Origin of the sequence: Acaricomes phytoseiuli DSM 14247, assembly GCF_000376245.1 — a bacterium.
Taxonomy (GTDB): Bacteria; Actinomycetota; Actinomycetes; order Actinomycetales; family Micrococcaceae; genus Renibacterium; species Renibacterium phytoseiuli.
In genome coordinates this window covers 1-16,944 of record NZ_AQXM01000030.1, presented here as the reverse complement: position 1 = coordinate 16,944, position 16,944 = coordinate 1, and the positions used below count along the sequence as shown (strand labels likewise).

13 protein-coding genes and 1 pseudogene are annotated in these 16,944 nt (G+C 54.5%); 13 read left to right on the top strand and 1 reads right to left on the bottom strand.

The window, feature by feature from the left end:
* Positions 1–244: 244 nt before the first annotated feature.
* A complete protein-coding gene (locus tag C501_RS0100930) occupies positions 245–592 on the bottom strand; it encodes an ArsR/SmtB family transcription factor (RefSeq protein WP_156807555.1) in 348 nt (115 codons plus the stop codon).
* Positions 593–856: 264 nt separating this feature from the next.
* On the opposite strand from C501_RS0100930, the gene C501_RS0100925 reads away from it, so the two are divergent.
* From C501_RS0100925 to C501_RS14500, 13 genes and pseudogenes are all read left to right on the top strand, one after another.
* Entirely contained in the window at positions 857–2,284 is a 1,428-nt protein-coding gene (locus C501_RS0100925) for a hypothetical protein (RefSeq protein ID WP_245532367.1), read from the top strand.
* Positions 2,285–2,940: 656 nt separating this feature from the next.
* Complete coding sequence (locus C501_RS14790) at positions 2,941–3,657, top strand: class F sortase (RefSeq protein ID WP_083906490.1); 717 nt, start codon at positions 2,941–2,943, stop codon at positions 3,655–3,657.
* Positions 3,654–5,015, top strand: coding sequence for a hypothetical protein (locus C501_RS0100910; protein ID WP_018133757.1), 1,362 nt, complete (start codon positions 3,654–3,656; stop codon positions 5,013–5,015). Before C501_RS14790 ends, C501_RS0100910 begins: the two co-directional genes overlap by 4 nt.
* On the top strand, positions 5,015–5,845 hold the full coding sequence (locus tag C501_RS14135) for a hypothetical protein (RefSeq protein ID WP_156807554.1): 831 nt from the start codon (positions 5,015–5,017) through the stop codon (positions 5,843–5,845). Before C501_RS0100910 ends, C501_RS14135 begins: the two co-directional genes overlap by 1 nt.
* Positions 5,846–5,982: 137 nt before the next feature.
* Positions 5,983–7,014 carry a conjugal transfer protein gene (locus C501_RS13785; protein WP_083906489.1) on the top strand — a complete coding sequence of 344 codons (1,032 nt, stop codon included), beginning with the start codon at positions 5,983–5,985 and terminating at the stop codon, positions 7,012–7,014.
* A gap of 5 nt (positions 7,015–7,019) precedes the next feature.
* Positions 7,020–7,385, top strand: a complete 366-nt coding sequence (locus C501_RS0100895; protein ID WP_083906488.1) for a hypothetical protein — start codon at positions 7,020–7,022, stop codon at positions 7,383–7,385.
* Positions 7,378–7,866, top strand: a complete 489-nt coding sequence (locus C501_RS0100890) for a hypothetical protein (RefSeq protein ID WP_043567804.1) — start codon at positions 7,378–7,380, stop codon at positions 7,864–7,866. The genes C501_RS0100895 and C501_RS0100890 overlap by 8 nt, the downstream gene beginning before the upstream one ends.
* A 33-nt stretch (positions 7,867–7,899) precedes the next feature.
* Positions 7,900–10,461: an ATP-binding protein gene (locus C501_RS0100885; protein WP_156807553.1), complete on the top strand. Its 2,562-nt coding sequence runs from the start codon at positions 7,900–7,902 to the stop codon at positions 10,459–10,461.
* A gap of 163 nt (positions 10,462–10,624) precedes the next feature.
* On the top strand, positions 10,625–12,559 hold the full coding sequence (locus tag C501_RS0100880) for a hypothetical protein (RefSeq protein ID WP_156807552.1): 1,935 nt from the start codon (positions 10,625–10,627) through the stop codon (positions 12,557–12,559).
* 61 nt (positions 12,560–12,620) lie between these two features.
* On the top strand, positions 12,621–13,646 hold the full coding sequence (locus tag C501_RS14130; RefSeq protein ID WP_156807551.1) for a transglycosylase SLT domain-containing protein: 1,026 nt from the start codon (positions 12,621–12,623) through the stop codon (positions 13,644–13,646).
* Positions 13,643–14,257, top strand: a complete 615-nt coding sequence (locus C501_RS14125; RefSeq protein WP_156807550.1) for a hypothetical protein — start codon at positions 13,643–13,645, stop codon at positions 14,255–14,257. The genes C501_RS14130 and C501_RS14125 overlap by 4 nt, the downstream gene beginning before the upstream one ends.
* A gap of 49 nt (positions 14,258–14,306) precedes the next feature.
* Positions 14,307–16,619 carry an FtsK/SpoIIIE domain-containing protein gene (locus C501_RS0100865; protein WP_018133748.1) on the top strand — a complete coding sequence of 771 codons (2,313 nt, stop codon included), beginning with the start codon at positions 14,307–14,309 and terminating at the stop codon, positions 16,617–16,619.
* 26 nt (positions 16,620–16,645) lie between these two features.
* Positions 16,646–16,944: pseudogene (locus C501_RS14500) on the top strand (hypothetical protein); the annotation flags it as partial.

The following is a 16,944-nucleotide window of genomic DNA, read 5'->3' as shown; positions in this document are numbered from 1 at the left end:
TACTCCTCTCCAACGTGGGAGACCTTCGGAATCGAAAGTCCCACGAGAGGCAGAATTGTGGAAGTAGTCCATCCAGAAGACCAAGACTCCCTGATTAGATCTCTCACCAGCACCCAAGTAGAGGCACAGAGCGTAGGTCAAATAAGACTGAGATTAAAGTCTGGTGAGTGGCTTCCTGTAGTCCTCAAGTCACGGCTCATGGAAAAGAGTTCAGGCCGAGACGTTCTCTGCTATCTCAAGCCTGTTACTCGCCCCTGAGATACCTAAAGTAGTCATCCAAAAGCTCGTTATATCGATCGATAATCAGCTCGTACATATAACCCTGGCCACGCCTGGAAGCCAACGGCTGGATGGCAAACTCAACAACGCCGTATTCCCTAAAAATATTCAAGATATCGCTTAATGTCGGCAGTGCTATGCCAGTGGCTTCTGCGATATCTCGTTTAAGAGATCCCTTGGGGTTTCTGACAAGGAAGTGGAGCACTTTTAGCCGGTGCTCGCTACCGAAACATTCGAGGGCAGCAGCGTAGGCTGCACGCTGCTCGGACCCACCGCTACCAGGCATGAACTTCACTATATCGATGATCTTCATTGCCCGTTCCATACACTCCTGAAGCATCAGTAACCAGCAATCCTGCACCATACCTGATTGGTGTTGGCATTAGCCTATGGTGATAGCATAAGCTAATGGTAGGGGCTGAAGTCGCCCCGAAAGCATCTTAGGAGACACGTGGTGAAAATTATGAAATCGGGAGGCCCGGGCGGTTATCTGCCCCGGATTAGCGCAGTTTCGGCGGCGTTAGCTTTGGCGGCAGGAAGCCTACTTGCTTCTGCTTCTGCTGCTCAGGCTGCGCGGGTGACTGATGACGAATCGATGTACAACATTGGGGAGAAGTTTGAGGTTGTGCCCGGTTTTCAGACGTATTTCGGGTCGATGAAGTCATACCCGACATCGAAAAATCCAACCTTGCTTGGCTGGTGTATCGATCTTGGTGCGGGTGTGGGTCCGGATGCGGTTCCTGCGGTTCCGGTTGATGATCCTCGTGGCCCGGTGTTTAACTGGCTTTTTGCCTACGCAGCAGCTAGTTCTGATCCAGCTGTTCACACTCGTGTGGCGCTCACGGTTCATGAGGCTTTTGATGCCAAGGGCTGGGGGATGATCTCCAAGGCGGCCGAGTCTGATTCTGGTCTTGCTGCACGGATTGCTGAGGCTCGTGACCTGTATAAGAAGGCTGAGGCTCAGGCGGGGCCGTATAAGGCACCTGAGGTGAAGGTATCGGCTGATAATCTCGGCCCGCTCGATGATCAGGGCCGCGGCACGGTGACCGTGACGGTTGGTGCGCCGATGACGGCGGCTGGTAACCCACAGAACAACGTGGATATGAAGGTCTCCTTGAACAACGGAGGCAAGTTCGAATCCACCGGCACCGCCGAGGCAACGGTCAAGCCAGGCGCTTCGCTGAAAGCTATCGAGGTTCCCCCCGGCCAGGTCAATGTCACCGCTTCAACGGTGACTCCGCTGGCGGGTTCGGCGTTGAATGCTTATTACCAGCCGGAGGGTCCGCAGCGCAGCCAGAATCTTATCGGCGGCGGTGAGTACGCTAGCCTTTCGGCACGTGGCTCTGACTTCTTGAAGTACGGGCAGCAGCTGGATAGCCAGGTTCAGTATCAGGGCGGTTACACGTTCCGTGATCTGATCATGCGTTCCGGCGCTATTTCTGACACCACCGCTGAGGTTACGGCTGATGTGTATGTGACCACGCAGGCTCCTACTGAGGAGGGTACTCCTGAGGCTCCGGCTGATGCGGTGAAAGTAACCTCGCTGGAAGTCTCCAAGGTCGCGGATCAGAAGGTTTCCGAGGCTTTTGATGCTGTAGCGGTTGAGGCTGCTGTGAAAAAGATGCAGGACGAGACCGGTAAGCCGGTGAACTCTTACATCGTGCTGTCTACACCGGAAACCGATGAAAACCGTGCCTTCACATCCAATCATCTGATTGCTTCAGAGTCAGTGAATTTCCAGCTCTCCGGCGAGACGAAAGTTGTCACGGAGACGAAAGAGACCGTGAAAGAAGTCGGTCAGAAGGAAGTCATCAAAGAAGTTCAGATGCCTCGGATCGCTGCTGGCGCTGAAGGTATCGAGCCGGTTGCTAGCACCTCACAGACCGCTAGTAACTACGGAGTGCTTGGTGGGGGCGCAGCCCTGATCGTGCTAGCAGCATTGCTGGCCGGTTACGGAATCCGCTCTTACCGCAAGACCCCGGCATCTAGCGACAGCAACGGCTAGAGCTTGGAGAAGGAGGTGGTGCGGGTCGCGTCCCCCACGCGCTAACCCGCACCACCTCAATAAACCCCAGTAGTCACCCACCCCACGGAGTTAGAAATGGCGATACCTGCATTAAATCCTGTAGTCAAAGGTGAAGCGGATTCCATGTTTTTCATCCAGGTAGAAGCGACATGGGCTGATTGGATGGCCCGGCAAGCCCCGGCAGGCTACCTGAATGCTGCTGGTCTAGAGGATGAGTCCGGGTATTTTGCGCGAATGGGTACGGTCACCACAGCGTCACTGATGGACCCTCGGCGTTTCAATACCTGGGCAGCTCCCTTGGACAGTATTCAGTCCAGCCTTGATAGGAACTTAGCCCGGTATCCGTCCCCTCCTGCTGGTATCACCGGTTACGCATGTGTTGGACACTTTGGACAGAAAGGCCTGTTCTGGGGGCAAAACTTTTTCCCGCTTCACATTGGTCAGAGACTCGCCGCAGTCTCCATCACAGCAGCCATGCTTTGGTGGGCGCGTAGCATGTGGCGGCCCCCGGTGAATTTCCCGGCTGTGACTTCATCAATCATCGCCGGACTGATGGACCCGATTGCTCACAGCGGACTCTCGTTCTCCCACAAGCGGCTCCAAGAGCTTGAATCGTTCAGCACAAGGGGCCTGTGATGGGGAAACGATTGAAGGACACTAGGCCGTTGATCCGCGTGGGGCAACGCCGTAGAACTCATCTCGCTCTGGTACTCGCCGCCGCGATTTCGCTGTGCCTGTTAGGCACTGGCCTTTTGCTCATCGGGGGAGGAGACGCGCAAACTTCAGATTCTACACCCACGATTTCACAGGCCCCGGCCCCGTTAGTAGAGAAACCCTTTACAGCTGAGACAGCCCTAGAGCCCGATACCAGTACACCACCAGCTGATTTAGCGCCTTCTTCTATTGCTATCCCCTCCGTGGGAATCCTAGCCTCCTTTACACCAGTAGGAGTTCAAGAGGAGGAAATGATGCTTCCCAGCCCGGATATCAATCAAGCAGGACTGCTGAATGTAGCAGCACCGATCACCAGTGATGAGGGCTCTACCCTGATCTCAGCCCACGTGAACACGAACCAGAACCAGCCGGGGACTTTCGGCACGCTAGCTAAAGTGCGTCCGGGAGCGACGGTGTTCACCACGGACGATAGCGGTGCCCGGAAGGCTTGGCAGATCAGAACCTTGGAGTCATACCCCCAAGGCGACATTCCGTCAAAGTACGGACAACCGACAGGTGCCAGGCAACTCGTCCTCGTAACTTGCGGAGGACAACCCCAGGGATTCAGCACACTAGGCATGCCCATCTACACGCATAACACCGTGGCCGTGGCCTTCCCCGTGGAGGTTGAGAAATGAGTGAAATCGAGATCCGTCGCACCTCGGAAGGACTGGTATTGCCTTCTGGGAAGGTCGTTCCCACGGTTGAGGAGGCGATTAGAGAAGTACATCAGTCGGTACGGATGGTTGGTGGCGGGTTCCCTGTCTCAGTTGTGTTTATTTCCGACACCGGTACGCACCGTGTTGTTGCGTTGGAAGAAGACGGATCAGTGACTGAGGAAAACGGGGACCAAACTGAAGATGCACAGGTGATCGCAGGTGCTAAAGGTTCACCGTTGAAATACTCTCAATGGCAACAAATGCCCTTGTGGACTAAAGCCCTCGCCGCAGTTGTGCTGTTCATCATCCTGCTCGTGATCGTTCTTGCAGTGCTTCCAGGCTCGGGTACCGGCCCGGAAAGCGATGCGAAGACTTCTAGTCCACAACCGTCAATGGTTGTCGAATCCGTAGACATGGACCTACCGAAGAACTTCACGCCGTTGACGGTCGCTGAAGAGCAAACCTTTATCGGTGTTCAGAGCGGGAAACTGGAGATGGTATTCAAAAACACCTTCGGAGATCTGACGTTCAAGGATTGGCCAACAAAGCAACCGGTGGAAGTCAAAGGCCAGTCCCCGAGGGTAGCCAAAGTAGGAAATTACGTTCTAGTGCAGGTCAATGAGTCCCAGGTAGCTGTCGTCTCCTTGTACGGCGGGTACACACTCGTAGATGGAAAGGTCCAGTACCGGGGCACAGAGCCTGTGGTCTTAGCCGCCGATAGTCGGGCGTGGATGTCCTCGTCGCTAATGCTGAGGCTTGATGAGAAAAACAAAGATCAACAGTATGTGAATGTCCCAGAGGGCCAATCATTTTTGGGAGCAATCCCTGCAGGACCGGTATACATCACCGGACCGGAACAGTATGTGTATGCGACTTCGTCTAGGTCATTTGATGACGACAGGCCGTTTAACATGTCCAAGCCGGTAAGCCTGGAAAGACCAGAAGCATCACCGGAGGACTCCAAGCCCGAATGGGTAGGCATCACGGGTACCGTCCAGCAGCGATTCATCATCACCTCATGGGCTGAAACGGTCGTTGTCAGTGATCAGCAAACCGGGAAGATCGTGGACCAACGCTCCGGCAAAGCGCAACTTATCGACGGAACCGTGGTTGTCGATTCATACCAGGTTGGTGATGAAGGCCGGTTCATCCCTGTCTGTGAGGGATGGGAAGCGATATCGGGGAAGATCGCGTGTCCTATCGGTGGCGGTGCCTGGCGTGTGGGAGATCAAGGGATCTCATCTAAGCCCGAGGTGATCGGCTCTAAATATTGGGTTGATCAAAACAACCAGGTCAAGCCCTTGTCTTCTTCGAACAAAGTGAAAGGTGCTCAGTGATGAGTTTTGAAGATTTTCCTTCACCTACGGGGATGTCTGGTCTTGATGTTTCTCAGGTTGCTTTGGACAGGGTATTGAGCTGGATCTCAGCAGAAATACCAGTCCCCGTATGCTCCGTCTCTACCCGGCCAGATTCAATCAGAATTTCATTCACTGCACCAGTAACGCTGCCAGCTCCCTTTGTCTTAGGAGACGACCACGGGGACTGCTATTCAATCAGGCCCATTGATGCACTCGACGTACCCGTAACGGAAGTGCAGAATCATCACTCCGCAACCGTTTTACGGCTAGGAGACCTGGCTTCAGGCCCGGTAGCTGGGAGCGGATATTACAAAAACCTGGCTACCATCCCGGCGGTGGCGATGGTAGGCCACATTGATCATCGTATTGCCGCACTTCGGGGTCTGGCGTTCGAACTATGCGGCCAGTCCTGGTCATCGAGTTGCAGGATTGTTCTCGCTGGGTGGGGGAATTTCGGTGAAAAATCCTCGGTATTCATGGCGAGACAGAACCGGGTACTTGAAACGGTCACCTCGGTTACTGAACTTGTGTCAGAAGGCATCCCCAAAGGGCCCATGATCGTCTTTTCTTCCGCTACTACAGGGGAAGAGGTTGACCGTTTTAGAGCGCAAGCAGGGGACAACGCAGTGCTGATCACGGACGGCTTACCCCCAGCAACTCAGCCGTTCCCTCTGGCCCTAGAAGTCACAGTTCAGGGTGTGGCCATCGTGAAACCCTACGGGGATGTCATCACAACCCCTTCATTAGGTCCCAGTCACGAGCTCATCAGAGCTATTGAAAACACCCCACTTGAAGGAGACGAACGGTGAGTGCAACTGATCAGACCAGCGAACGTCGAACTAGAGATAGCAGCCAGGACGAACTCGACGCGCTGATACGACCTCGAAGGACTAGCCGAGCATCTGGAAACAGAGCCACCTCAACAGAAAAGTCCGAGGTTCCTGCGATGGGTAAAGCGGTCCCGGTCGCCTCCTCAGCTCAGGGCTCTAGAGGCATATTCGGTAAAGCCCGCAACGAAGGACGGAACAAGAAGCGCGCAGAATCCATCAATGATGATCAGGTCGTGATGGTTACCGGCAGCGGAGAGTACGGTTCTAAAACCGCAGTGAAGGCGGGGAGGGTCCTTGCCTGGGGGTTAGCAGGCGTGCTGTTGATCGGTTCAATCTCAGGCATTGCTGCTTTGTTGACACCGAGTCCTCCGCCAGTGTCAGCTTCGGTTCAGGACAGTGTAGAAGACCAAACGGTTAAGGGTTTAGCTGTTGGCATTGTCAATGCGTGGCTGTCCGCGACGAGCAGTGATTCATCTCGGCTGGCGGAGTATTTCTCGGGTCAATCATTACAGATCACTAATAAAGAGCCGGTCAAGGCCAGCAACGTTCAGGCTGTTGCGTCCCAGCGTTCCACTGACGGAACGATCACTATTACGGTTGCTGCCGAAATCACGACTCAAAGTCCAGGTACTGATTCGTCAAAACCATCAGCTGTTTCGACGATGAGGTATTACACGGTGCCTTTCGGGACGGTGGGTGGATCGTACCAAGTTCTGAGCTTGCCAGCGCTGATCACGGAGCCGCCGGTGGAGAAAGCCCCTTCAAGCTTGTATCGAAGCCAGGTTTCGTCTTCAGAAGTCAAAGGAGCAGTCGAGGGTTTCTTCAAAGCGTATCTCAGCGCTGACGGAGAGCTAGGACGGTTCACCGCGCCATCGGCGAATCTTGAACCGGTGACCCCAGCAGCCTTCGAGGCGGTCAAGATCATCTCGATTAATTCAACCTCTGACATTGGCAGGGCTAGCACCAGCAAATCACCGGTCGAAGTTCTAGTCACTGTGGAGGGAAGTTCCACGGCCACGGACCAATCGTCCCGAAACACGATGACGATGACTTACCCGCTGGAACTAATCCCCAGGTCCGGTCGATGGGAAATTTCACAGATCAGACCATCACCGCTGACTACACAAGAAAGTCAAGAGAAAGGCTAGTCATCATGGAAAACATCTCAACCGTTCTTATCGAACTTCAAGCCTCCCCGTTAATGGCAAGCGGAGGGATCTTCGGATGGTTCGACGATAAAACCAGCCAAGCCGAAAGAACCATCCAGGGACTTCTCATCGTGCTGGGCCTAGTGGTGGCAATCATCATCGCTTGGAAACGAACGATCACCTCGATTGTTCTTGCTATTCTCCTCGGTGGCCTGATTATGGGTCTGCCCACCATCCTCAAATCGTTCAGTGGTAAAACAGGCGAAGAATTTGCCTCTGGTGTTCAACAGGCATCAATCGTCACGGTCCAAGATCCCAGCGCCGAGGGTCAAGACCTGTACGCCTCGATGACAGGTGCCGGTCGTGGCTGACGAACCCTTCGAAACCACAGGACGGTTCTACACCAGGGCAAGGAAGTTCCGCCAACTAATAGGCACGTTGCCGAATGGGCAGAACATCCCTGGAGGGCCGTACACGATCACCCAGGTGATCATCGCAGCCTCAGCCGGTTTTGTCGCCTGGTTATCTAGTCAAGCCGGGCTATGGGGGGCAGGAAATTTCACTGACTGGTTCATGATCGGCATGATCACCCTGGCCGCCGGATTCCTTTCAGGCAAAGTGCCCTATCTGCGACGCAACATCGTCAACTACCTCAATGCTGTTTGCTCACTTCTTACGGCCACCCCTGGAGGGATGTACCGGGGAAAGTCACTGGCTAAGGTCGCTTCGAAAGCCCGGGATAAGAGCACCACCCCACAAAAAGGAATTACGAATCAGATGAGCCGACAAGAACCTGTCATCCCTGTGGCGATGACAGGCATTGAACGTGTGATGTCCGGGGCTAAAAGCTAGCGGCCAGAACTACCCAAGAACGGAGTATCTGCGGTGAAACATCAACAACCAGTGAGATTCATGAGGGATAACATCTTTATCACCCATGATGGCACCGCCTACGCTATCTGGCACCTCTCAGGGCTGCCTTATGGGATGGCCCCTACTGACATCAAACACAAGGTTCGTGCTGCTCATCAGGCACTATTCCAGTCGATTTCTGGTCAGTACACGATTCTTGGCCTGGTAGGCACCATGTCAGCTCAAATGATCGCTGAAGCGATGAGAGCCGGTGTCCCTGCCACGGGAACGGACCAATGGCAGCTAGAAACTGCACTCACTGAAGCCGAACTTGCAGCCTACCCGCCAGGTGCAAGACATTTTTTCTTCATCGCCCCTTTGAGCCGGTTCAATTTTAGGGAGTGGTGGGCTAAGACCTCTTTCACAGCCGAAACGGTGTATGCCTCAGCATTAGGTATTCCCTTGAGGCCGCCTGCCCTGTCTCGGTTTGATGAGCTGACAGTTAAAGCGCAGAGCATCGGGAAGAAGATCCCTTCGGTCTTTGAACCCCGACCGGCTGGCTTCGCAGCCTTGGACTGGATCGCAAAACATCTCGCGAGCCGAGGTTCTGTCACGTCCGGCCCGGTACCCCACGGTCATAGCGGTGTTGTGACGGTGCCGGGCACGGTTCTTCCAGAACCGGTTGTCGATGAAGGAGATTCCGCCGAACTGATGCAAACCTCCAAAGCCCCCATGAGGGCGGTAAAATTGTTCAACCGCAGGTATGTAGCTGTCCAGGCTGACACGTATCCAACCTCTTACCAGTGTTTGGGTACGTTGGCCGTTGCCCCAAAATCAGGGTTCATTTTCCCTGGTTCTGAATTTGTGAACGTTGCCGCCGATTTGCCGGTAGACGTAGATTTCGCCCTACGCATTACTGCGACCCCGGCAGCCTCGGTCCGCACCAAAAATAAGAGGGCAGCCAAAAACATCAGAGAGCAGTACAGCCAACGAGACGGAGCGGACTCTTTAGGCGGTGGCATGGCTGATATTGATTCCTCGGCAGAAGATCTAGCCCGGTACATTCACGCTTTAGGGGTCACCGACCGTGAAATGGAGATCGCAGCCACCATCATCTTTGCTACTAGCGGGCCGACAGCAGAAATCGCAACGGACCGGATGCAAGCAGTCAAAGACACCTACGCTACTGGCGACTGGATCATCGACGTTCCCTTCGGTGGGCAGAAAGACCTCTTTTTTGATTTCTACCCAGGAGCTTCAAGGTCTGCAACGTGTGCTGACTATGAGCAGATCACAACTGCTTCTGATTTTTCATTAGGGGTACCCCTGACCAGTGATGAGTTAGGGATGCAAACCGGTTTCAGAGTCGGAGTGAACATCACGGGGGGACGCGCTCGACCAGTGCTGTCATCGTTGGCCGATTTAGCTGACCTTGATATTCAAGGTTCATCGGCTCATATCGGCGAATCGGGTTCGGGGAAATCAACAGCGATGAAAACCCATGCCTCATACGTGGTTGATCGTGGAGGACGGATCGTCGTGATCGATCCTTCAGACAACCAGGAATGGGCAGCATTAGCCCGGCAGTTAGCTGAAACTAACGTCGTTGACTGTCTGAACCCCACAGCTTCCCTGGACCCTCTCAAAGTATTCGGGGCGAACTCCTCCGGGGTAAGGCATACCTTGTCCCTGCTGACCCAACTACTCCAGGTAAAGATCACCTCGGATGAGGGAACGTTCCTTGGTGAGCGCCTCCAAGCTACGGTACCGGCCGGAGAGGTCACCTCTTTAGCTGAATTCAGAGATCATTTGGCATCAGCAACAACAACGGAAGATGGAGCAGCAGCCCGTCGAGTCATTCGTCTGATGGAAACATTTGCACGCACCGATTATGGGCAAGTGCTATTCAATGACACCCTGCCACCTATCTCTCTCGACTCACCGGCGACAGTGTTTTGTACTCACGGATTGAGGTTGCCGAGCAGCACGGAACTGTCCACCGAATCTGGTAGGGCTGAAATGTCAGTGGAGAAAATATTCGGCAGAGCCCTTTATGGGCTTACGGCAAAAATTGCTGAGCACATCATGTATGAAGATGACACTCAAGAGGTGCTGTTCGTCATTGATGAGGCCCATCTGATGACTGCCTCTCCTGAAGGCATGGAAACCATCAGAATTGCTGTCAAGACCGGTCGTCGTCATAAATCAGCTGTTTCAATGGGTACCCATTCGGCAGCTGAACTCGGCGATGAGGGTTTCAGGTCGTTGATTCCTCAACGGTTTGTGTACAGAACCCGTGATTACGCTCTGGCTCGAACCAATCTGCAATTTCTGCATCAGGACTATCTCACTGAAGAGATGGTCACGTTGGTGACCACCGACCTGTCACCTATTGACGCTAAAACAATGATCGTACCGCCGGACAGAAGGGGCGAGGCTTTATACCGTGACCCTCTGAACAGGGTAGGAAAAATTCGTGCTCTCATTCCTCGGCATCCGGGACGAGCAGCGACAGTGCTCTCCACACCCGGTAGCCGTGACCACGCCACTGCCTCCCAAGACCACACCCGCCAGAAAGGTCAGGTATATGTCTAATCCACCGAGTAACACAGCGATCAGTGGCTACCTCATGACCTCTTTCTGGCGGCTAGGGGTATGGTGCACCAGGCCTAGGGTTCTGCTGTACTTCTCCTTCATCGTGGCAGTCACGATTGGGCTAACGCTATTCGCAAGCCCAGGTGTAGCTCAGGCGGCACCTTTGAATGCTGACAAAGACCCTCTAACTCCTGACACTTTTTATCTTGATATCGCTCAGACCCGTGATAGCTCCGAAATACCCTTGGTCAAGTACATCACCTTGCCGTTAGATTACGGACAGCCACCCGGCGCAGATCGGATAGCTCGGGGGTTCATTCTCAGAATCGCGTGGATCGCCTACCTTCTACCTATTTTCTTTTTGACTTCCATCGTCAATACCCTGCTGAAGTTCGAATGGGTGACTTGGGTTACGGGCCCAGTTCTTGAACTCTTAGATTCCGTACGCAACCTTTTAGGCCAGACGGGGATCATCTCTCTAGGGCTGGCTGTATCCGCTTTAGTCATAGGAGTTGGGTTCGCTCGTAGACGGTACGGGCCTGCCATCGTTGAATTCATCATTGTGGCTGTGATCGCGGGAATCGCCTTATCAAGCCCCATTTCGAAACCTGAACAGTACATTTCTGGTTCTGAATCCTGGATTAATCAATCCAAAGACTTTGGCAATGAAGCCGCTGCGGCGACGATTGGCTCCCCAAATCCAAAGGCTCCGGTCAGTGCATCAATCGTTGACCTCACTGTAGGGATACCAGCACAAGTGGTGTCCTTCGGGCAGGTTCTAGAAGGAGAATGCCGCACAAAATTCATTGAGGGTATGCGTAGCGGTAAAGACCCTGAAGGAATCAGGAAAGATGTTACCGGGTGCTCCGAGACAGCGAAGAAAGGCAACGAAACTAACGATCTTGCCGCGCTGATCCTGATCGGAATCTACGGATGGTCCACCTCAGGGGTGATGTTACTTCTGGCCGTCTTCGCGTTCTTCGTTATCCGAGAGATTTTCTTAGCGATCCTGTCAACACTGAACGTTCTACTTCGGTCATACCTGGCGGTCTTCCCCGGAGGCCGGGGACCATTCCTCAATGCTTTCGGAATGCTGATCGTCAACATAGTCCTAATCGCCATTTACCTTTGGTTCTGCACAGCGTACCTCTGGCTGATGACCCGTATCTCCCAGGCTGTCTCGCCGGGGTATGTGATCGCCGGAAACATGGTGATCACGGTCGGCATCATTATGATGGTCGTGACGTTCTTCAAGGCCCGCAAGCAAGGTAAGAAGCTCTCAGACGTTCTTTCCCGTGCTGTGGCGCGTATGGGCTTAGGCAAGGATCGGGCACCAGCGGGGCCAAGTAAGATTCTTTCTAACGCAGGGAAAGCTTACAAATCGGTTCAGCTCACTCGTCTAGGGAACTCTCGCAACACTTCGGCGCAGGACGATCAAGGCGACAAGTATGACCGGACCAGCGCCTCAAAGACAAACGCTCCAAACCCTCCCAGATCGATGCGCGGTCCAGGCTTATCAGCCTTGTCTAAGGCAGCTTTGGGAGCTGCGGCTACAGCCGCCACCGGTGGGGTAAGCCCTGCACTACTGGCTGCTGGCAATCAGCTTGCAGGCCAGGCAGCAGTAACCGCAGCCCAGGGGGCAATAACAGCAGCTGCAGACCCTCGTGAGGTTTCGGCCTCTACTACTGATCCCAGCACACCAACCCAAGCAGGAGCCACCACTTCTGCCGCTGCGCCGAGCATCTCCCCAGTCGCAACAACTGAAGGCCCAGGAATCAATGCCTCGGCACCCATCAATCCCAGCCAGGCCACAACGCGACAGGGAACCCATGACGGAAACGGCCAGCAGGGATCATCGCCCGGCAGTAGTGACATACCCATCACCGGCAAGATTGTTGATTCCATCCCGGCAAACGTCAAGCGGGTGAATTCTTGGCCCCATCAAGATCAGCAGCCAGCGAATACTAGCGGAGCCACCAAATCACCTCACGACACGTCCCGGCTCAAGGATTCTGTATATCGTCTAACACCCCCGGCGGTGCCAGACACCCTAGCCAACACACCCGGTGCCATGACCAGTGGGGGGATCAATGAGTGAACCTACGGGCCAGCCACGTTCCCATACAGGGTCCATTCTTACCGGAATAGGTGCAGCCGTCATGGCTCCCGTCCTAGGTGTCATTGGCCTCATCGTGTTCATCGTCGCGGTAGTCGCCGGATCCCCGACTAGTGCGGCATGCCCCGTCACCATCAGCACCACAGACGGAAATGATGAACGCAGTACAGTTTCAATCCCCAACGGCTGGGGGCCGATAGTTGACAAAGCCGCTCAAGAATCAGGCATTCCTGCTTCTATTCTTGCTGCGCAACTCAATGCTGAATCCGGGTGGAACCCTCGGGCGGTAAGCCCTGTAGGTGCTCAGGGCTTAGCGCAGTTCATGCCCGGCACATGGGCAATGTACGGCAAGGGCGATCCTTTCGACCCCGAAGCGGCAATCACCGCTCAGGGCGTTTATATGAAAGCCCTCATCGAACAGGTCAGACCGATAGCGGATAAGACCGGTACCGATATCATCCGCCTAGCTTTAGCGGCCTATAACGCTGGCCCAGGGGCAGTGATAGCGGCGAATGGCATACCCGCATTCCCTGAGACCCAAAGCTACGTTGAGACGATCTTCGGATCGGGCCAAAGCACCTACTCACAAGACTGCACCGTGCCTGGGGGTTCTGTCATTGGTGAACTCTCTGGCCAGTGGGTAGACCCACTCCCCGGTGCCCTGGTCACTAGCGGCTACGGGCCGCGATCATTCGACGGATTCCATTACGGAGTAGACCTCTCGACTCCCATCGCCGCTGGAACAGTGCTAGCACCTACTGACATGAAAATCACTGTTGCCACCGACATTGACGGAGGAACAGGAGCAGGGACGCACGTCAAAGGACAAACCACCGACGGAAAACTCACCATAGCCCTGTACCACATGGAAACAGGAAGCCTCAAAGTCAGGACAGGAGACACGGTAGCGGCCGGAACTCCTCTAGGCACCGAAGGGGCAACGGGGAACGTCACCGGGAGGCATCTACATATGGAATTCTTCACCACCGACAAACCTAACCCGTGGGCACCAGGCGACCCGACAGTAGACCCATTACCGGCGATGAGACAAAAAGGGGCAAGACCATGAAACCAGCAGTCCTAACCCTCCTGATTCCGACGTTACTTCTGATGGGGTGCTCACCAGAAGAAAACCAGCCAGATCAAGACCCCACCGCCATAGCCTCCAACACAGTAGGGGAAGAACCACAGTCAGAGATCATCGGACCAACGACTTCCAGCACAGCAACTAGCCAACCCACACCCACAGAAGAACCAGCACTCTCCGCTGAAGAATTCGCACGACAAACAGCTATTGAACTACTGACCTGGAACACAGCAACGGACCGGACAGAAACCGCCGCAGCCCTACGGCTCAAACCAAAGATGACCAAAGAACTCGCCAACAAAATCGAAGAACCACAACGGAACAGCTCACAAGCCCTATGGAACGAGCTCTACACCACCGGCGCGAAATCCCAGCCCTATATCGAAGAAAAAGTGATCACCACAGCGGCCCCACCAGACACCGACACCACCGCGTACCGGGCTTACCGGATGACCTGGCTCTGGATCGACCCCGACGGCAGTAGAGCCACTCCTACAGATAACAGGGTCCGCAACGTTGACCTGAAACTCACCAAGGAAGGCAAGGAATGGAAGCTCGCAGATTACACGATGGCCGACGTACCCAATTGGTGAGTTTCCAGCACAGACCGGCTTCTACATCGTCGAATGATGAGGGGTAAGAATGTCTAAGAACGAAACCTCAAAGAACGGAATATCAGAGAACGACTTGCTAGTAATCATCCTTGGCGCAGCAGTAGGTCTTGCGGCTTTCGGCGGTGCCATTCTGGCTTTCGGCCAAGACCTTCTTGACCGGTTCACTCAGTGGTTGGTGAACCTGAACGTGATGGTTCCGGCCTCACAATCAACAGTAGCCGTCACTGCTGACGCTGGCTTTGATACAGGCAGAGTCATCGTTCTTTCCCTGATCCCTATAACCATTGTGGCGACGGTGATCTGGTCGATGATCCGTAAGCGCCGCAGGCAGGAACAGGTCAGTAGAATAGCTGATCCTCTCACCGTCGAGCTGGGGTCAGAATTTAACCCCGCCACTGACTTGAAAGCGTCGAAGTTCACCAAGGACGGCCCGCAACGGGTCAAGGTCAACTATCCGAACTCCAATCCTGACCATGACCCGCTGTGGAGGATGAAGATTGAAGAACTCGTCAGGCACCGGATGGGCTCACCGCCCGTAACCTCGAAGTGGGATCTCAAGCACGGCAAGTTCGACATCCGGGCGAAGGCATTCGTTAGCGCTTTAGAACAAGCAATTTCCCGCCGCCAAGAAGAGTCCGTGGTCCGGTTGGAGACGATCTTTGGACGATTCTTCAACGGGCAAGCTACCGTACGTGTTGATAGTTGGGCGACACCGGGGACCACTGACAGCGACGGCAACATCGTTGCACGGGTCGTGGACATTGACGGGTCAGAAGTCGCTGTTCCTGAGTCGTTTACGGTCAAATACCCTTCCGGGGTCATGATCACTGATACCGGAGCGATCCGCATTGCTCAAGTACTAGCCCTGAAGCTCGGCGGTCGCTGGAAAGTCGACAACAACCCAAGGATTGATGCTCTGACCGCGTACCGTAAACCTGGCTTCCCCGAAATGATCCGTCACCCAGGTCCTGGGCTGTACTCAACTGTCACCGGTAAAACGAACATGCTCTACTACGGCAGAGACGAGAACGGGCAAGATCGCGGATGGAGGATCGGCCAATCCCAACCCATGCCTCACATGATCTGCGTCGGAGCGACGGGCGGCGGGAAAACCACAGTCTTCAGGTCACTACTCGTCGGAGCGGTCATGCAAGGCATCGGTGTCTACGCCTGTGACCCGAAACGGGTCGAACTACGGCCCTTCCAAGGCTTCCCAGGAGTGGGAGCGATAGCTTCCAGCGGCGAACAAATCACCAAGCTCGTCGCCGAGGTCACCAAGGTAATGTTTGACCGATACGAAGTCGTCGAGCACTACCCGGAAGCAAAAGACCAACTCCCGCCAATCCTTTTCCTCGTGGACGAACTACTGATTCTGCGCCAGCTCGTCACCGAATACGCAGCCTCCGAAAAAGAACGAAATAAAAAGGAAGAACAAGCCAAGAAGGCAGAACAGGGACCCCGCAGCACCAGAAGCGCAGGGACAAAACCGCCAAAGACTCCGACCCCTGATGCCAATGACAAGAACGCAGCCGCTGATCTAGCACAGCAAGCGGGATTCTCAGCAAACACTGAAAAGCAGCTGCAAATGATGCTCGCCCTCGCCAGGACTGCACGAATTCATATCGTTGTGGGAGTCCAAAGACCAGACGCAGAACACTTCCAAGGAGGAGCAAGGGACAATCTGACGCACCGCTGCGCCCTCATGCCGCTGTCCACGCAGGGAGCAATCATGGTTTGGGGTCAAGGCAATGGTCACGTCGGTGTGGATCTACCACGGAAGCAAGGGCGAGCTATGGCTAACGTCTCACCGCTATCTCTCAGCGAGGCGACACCTCTCGACGGCTCACTTAACGGCGGAGCTGTCGAGCTGCAAACGTACTGGATCTCAGAACCCGGAGCTGCAAAAGGAGAAGACCAAGAAATCCTTGACGCGATAGCAAGTGCCGCCAAAACCAAGTTCGAAGGCTACCAATTCCCCATCGACTCAGCACCCTATGACATTGTGCCGGGCGAACTCTCACAAGGCGCTCGACGCATACTCAACCAACTGGATATCCCACTAGGAACAGAAAACCCTCAGGGCCTTGACTCCGAAGATCCAGTCACAAAGGAACCAGCCAAAGAAAGTGTCAACGCCGGAAGCCTCGCAGAAGGCGACTCCATCACCCTGGACGGAGAAATATTCACCGTAGCCGACATCGAAGAACTCGGAGACGCAGAAGAAGACCGAATCCTACTGACAGTCCAGGACGCATCCGGAAACAGCCAAACCCTAGATACCGAATGCACGGACCGAATGGACCGGATACTCGAAACCGAAGACTTCGGAATCAAACTCTAGAAATCCAATAAAAGAAAGGCAGAACCATGTCAAAGCAAACCCCTAAACACAGACTAGAGGTTCCTCTCAACAAAAAGCGCCTACCCCGCTCAACGACGATTCTTAGCGCCACCGCGCTACTCACCCTGTCAGGAATGTCGCTAGCAGCCACCGCGCAGGCAGAAAGCATAGGAAATCCCCCCGCAGACGCAACAACGGTAGAGCAAATCAACAACCCTACCCCTACAGCGCCAGTCACAACGACAGTCAGCCAAATCATCGACACTTCAGAAGAACCTCCGGTGGAGCCTCCGGTGACGGTTGAACCTCCGGTGGAGCCTCCGGT

Excerpts from the sequence above, each read along its gene's own strand:
- C501_RS14790 (WP_083906490.1), top strand. The coding sequence starts at position 2,941 with ATGGGGAAACGATTGAAGGACACTAGGCCGTTGATCCGCGTGGGGCAA.
- C501_RS14125 (WP_156807550.1), top strand. The coding sequence starts at position 13,643 with ATGAAACCAGCAGTCCTAACCCTCCTGATTCCGACGTTACTTCTGATG.
- C501_RS13785 (WP_083906489.1), top strand. The coding sequence starts at position 5,983 with ATGGGTAAAGCGGTCCCGGTCGCCTCCTCAGCTCAGGGCTCTAGAGGC.
- C501_RS0100865 (WP_018133748.1), top strand. The coding sequence starts at position 14,307 with ATGTCTAAGAACGAAACCTCAAAGAACGGAATATCAGAGAACGACTTG.
- C501_RS14130 (WP_156807551.1), top strand. The coding sequence starts at position 12,621 with ATGGCTCCCGTCCTAGGTGTCATTGGCCTCATCGTGTTCATCGTCGCG.
- C501_RS14135 (WP_156807554.1), top strand. The coding sequence starts at position 5,015 with ATGAGTTTTGAAGATTTTCCTTCACCTACGGGGATGTCTGGTCTTGAT.
- C501_RS0100910 (WP_018133757.1), top strand. The coding sequence starts at position 3,654 with ATGAGTGAAATCGAGATCCGTCGCACCTCGGAAGGACTGGTATTGCCT.
- C501_RS0100930 (WP_156807555.1), bottom strand. The coding sequence starts at position 592 with ATGAAGATCATCGATATAGTGAAGTTCATGCCTGGTAGCGGTGGGTCC.
- C501_RS0100895 (WP_083906488.1), top strand. The coding sequence starts at position 7,020 with ATGGAAAACATCTCAACCGTTCTTATCGAACTTCAAGCCTCCCCGTTA.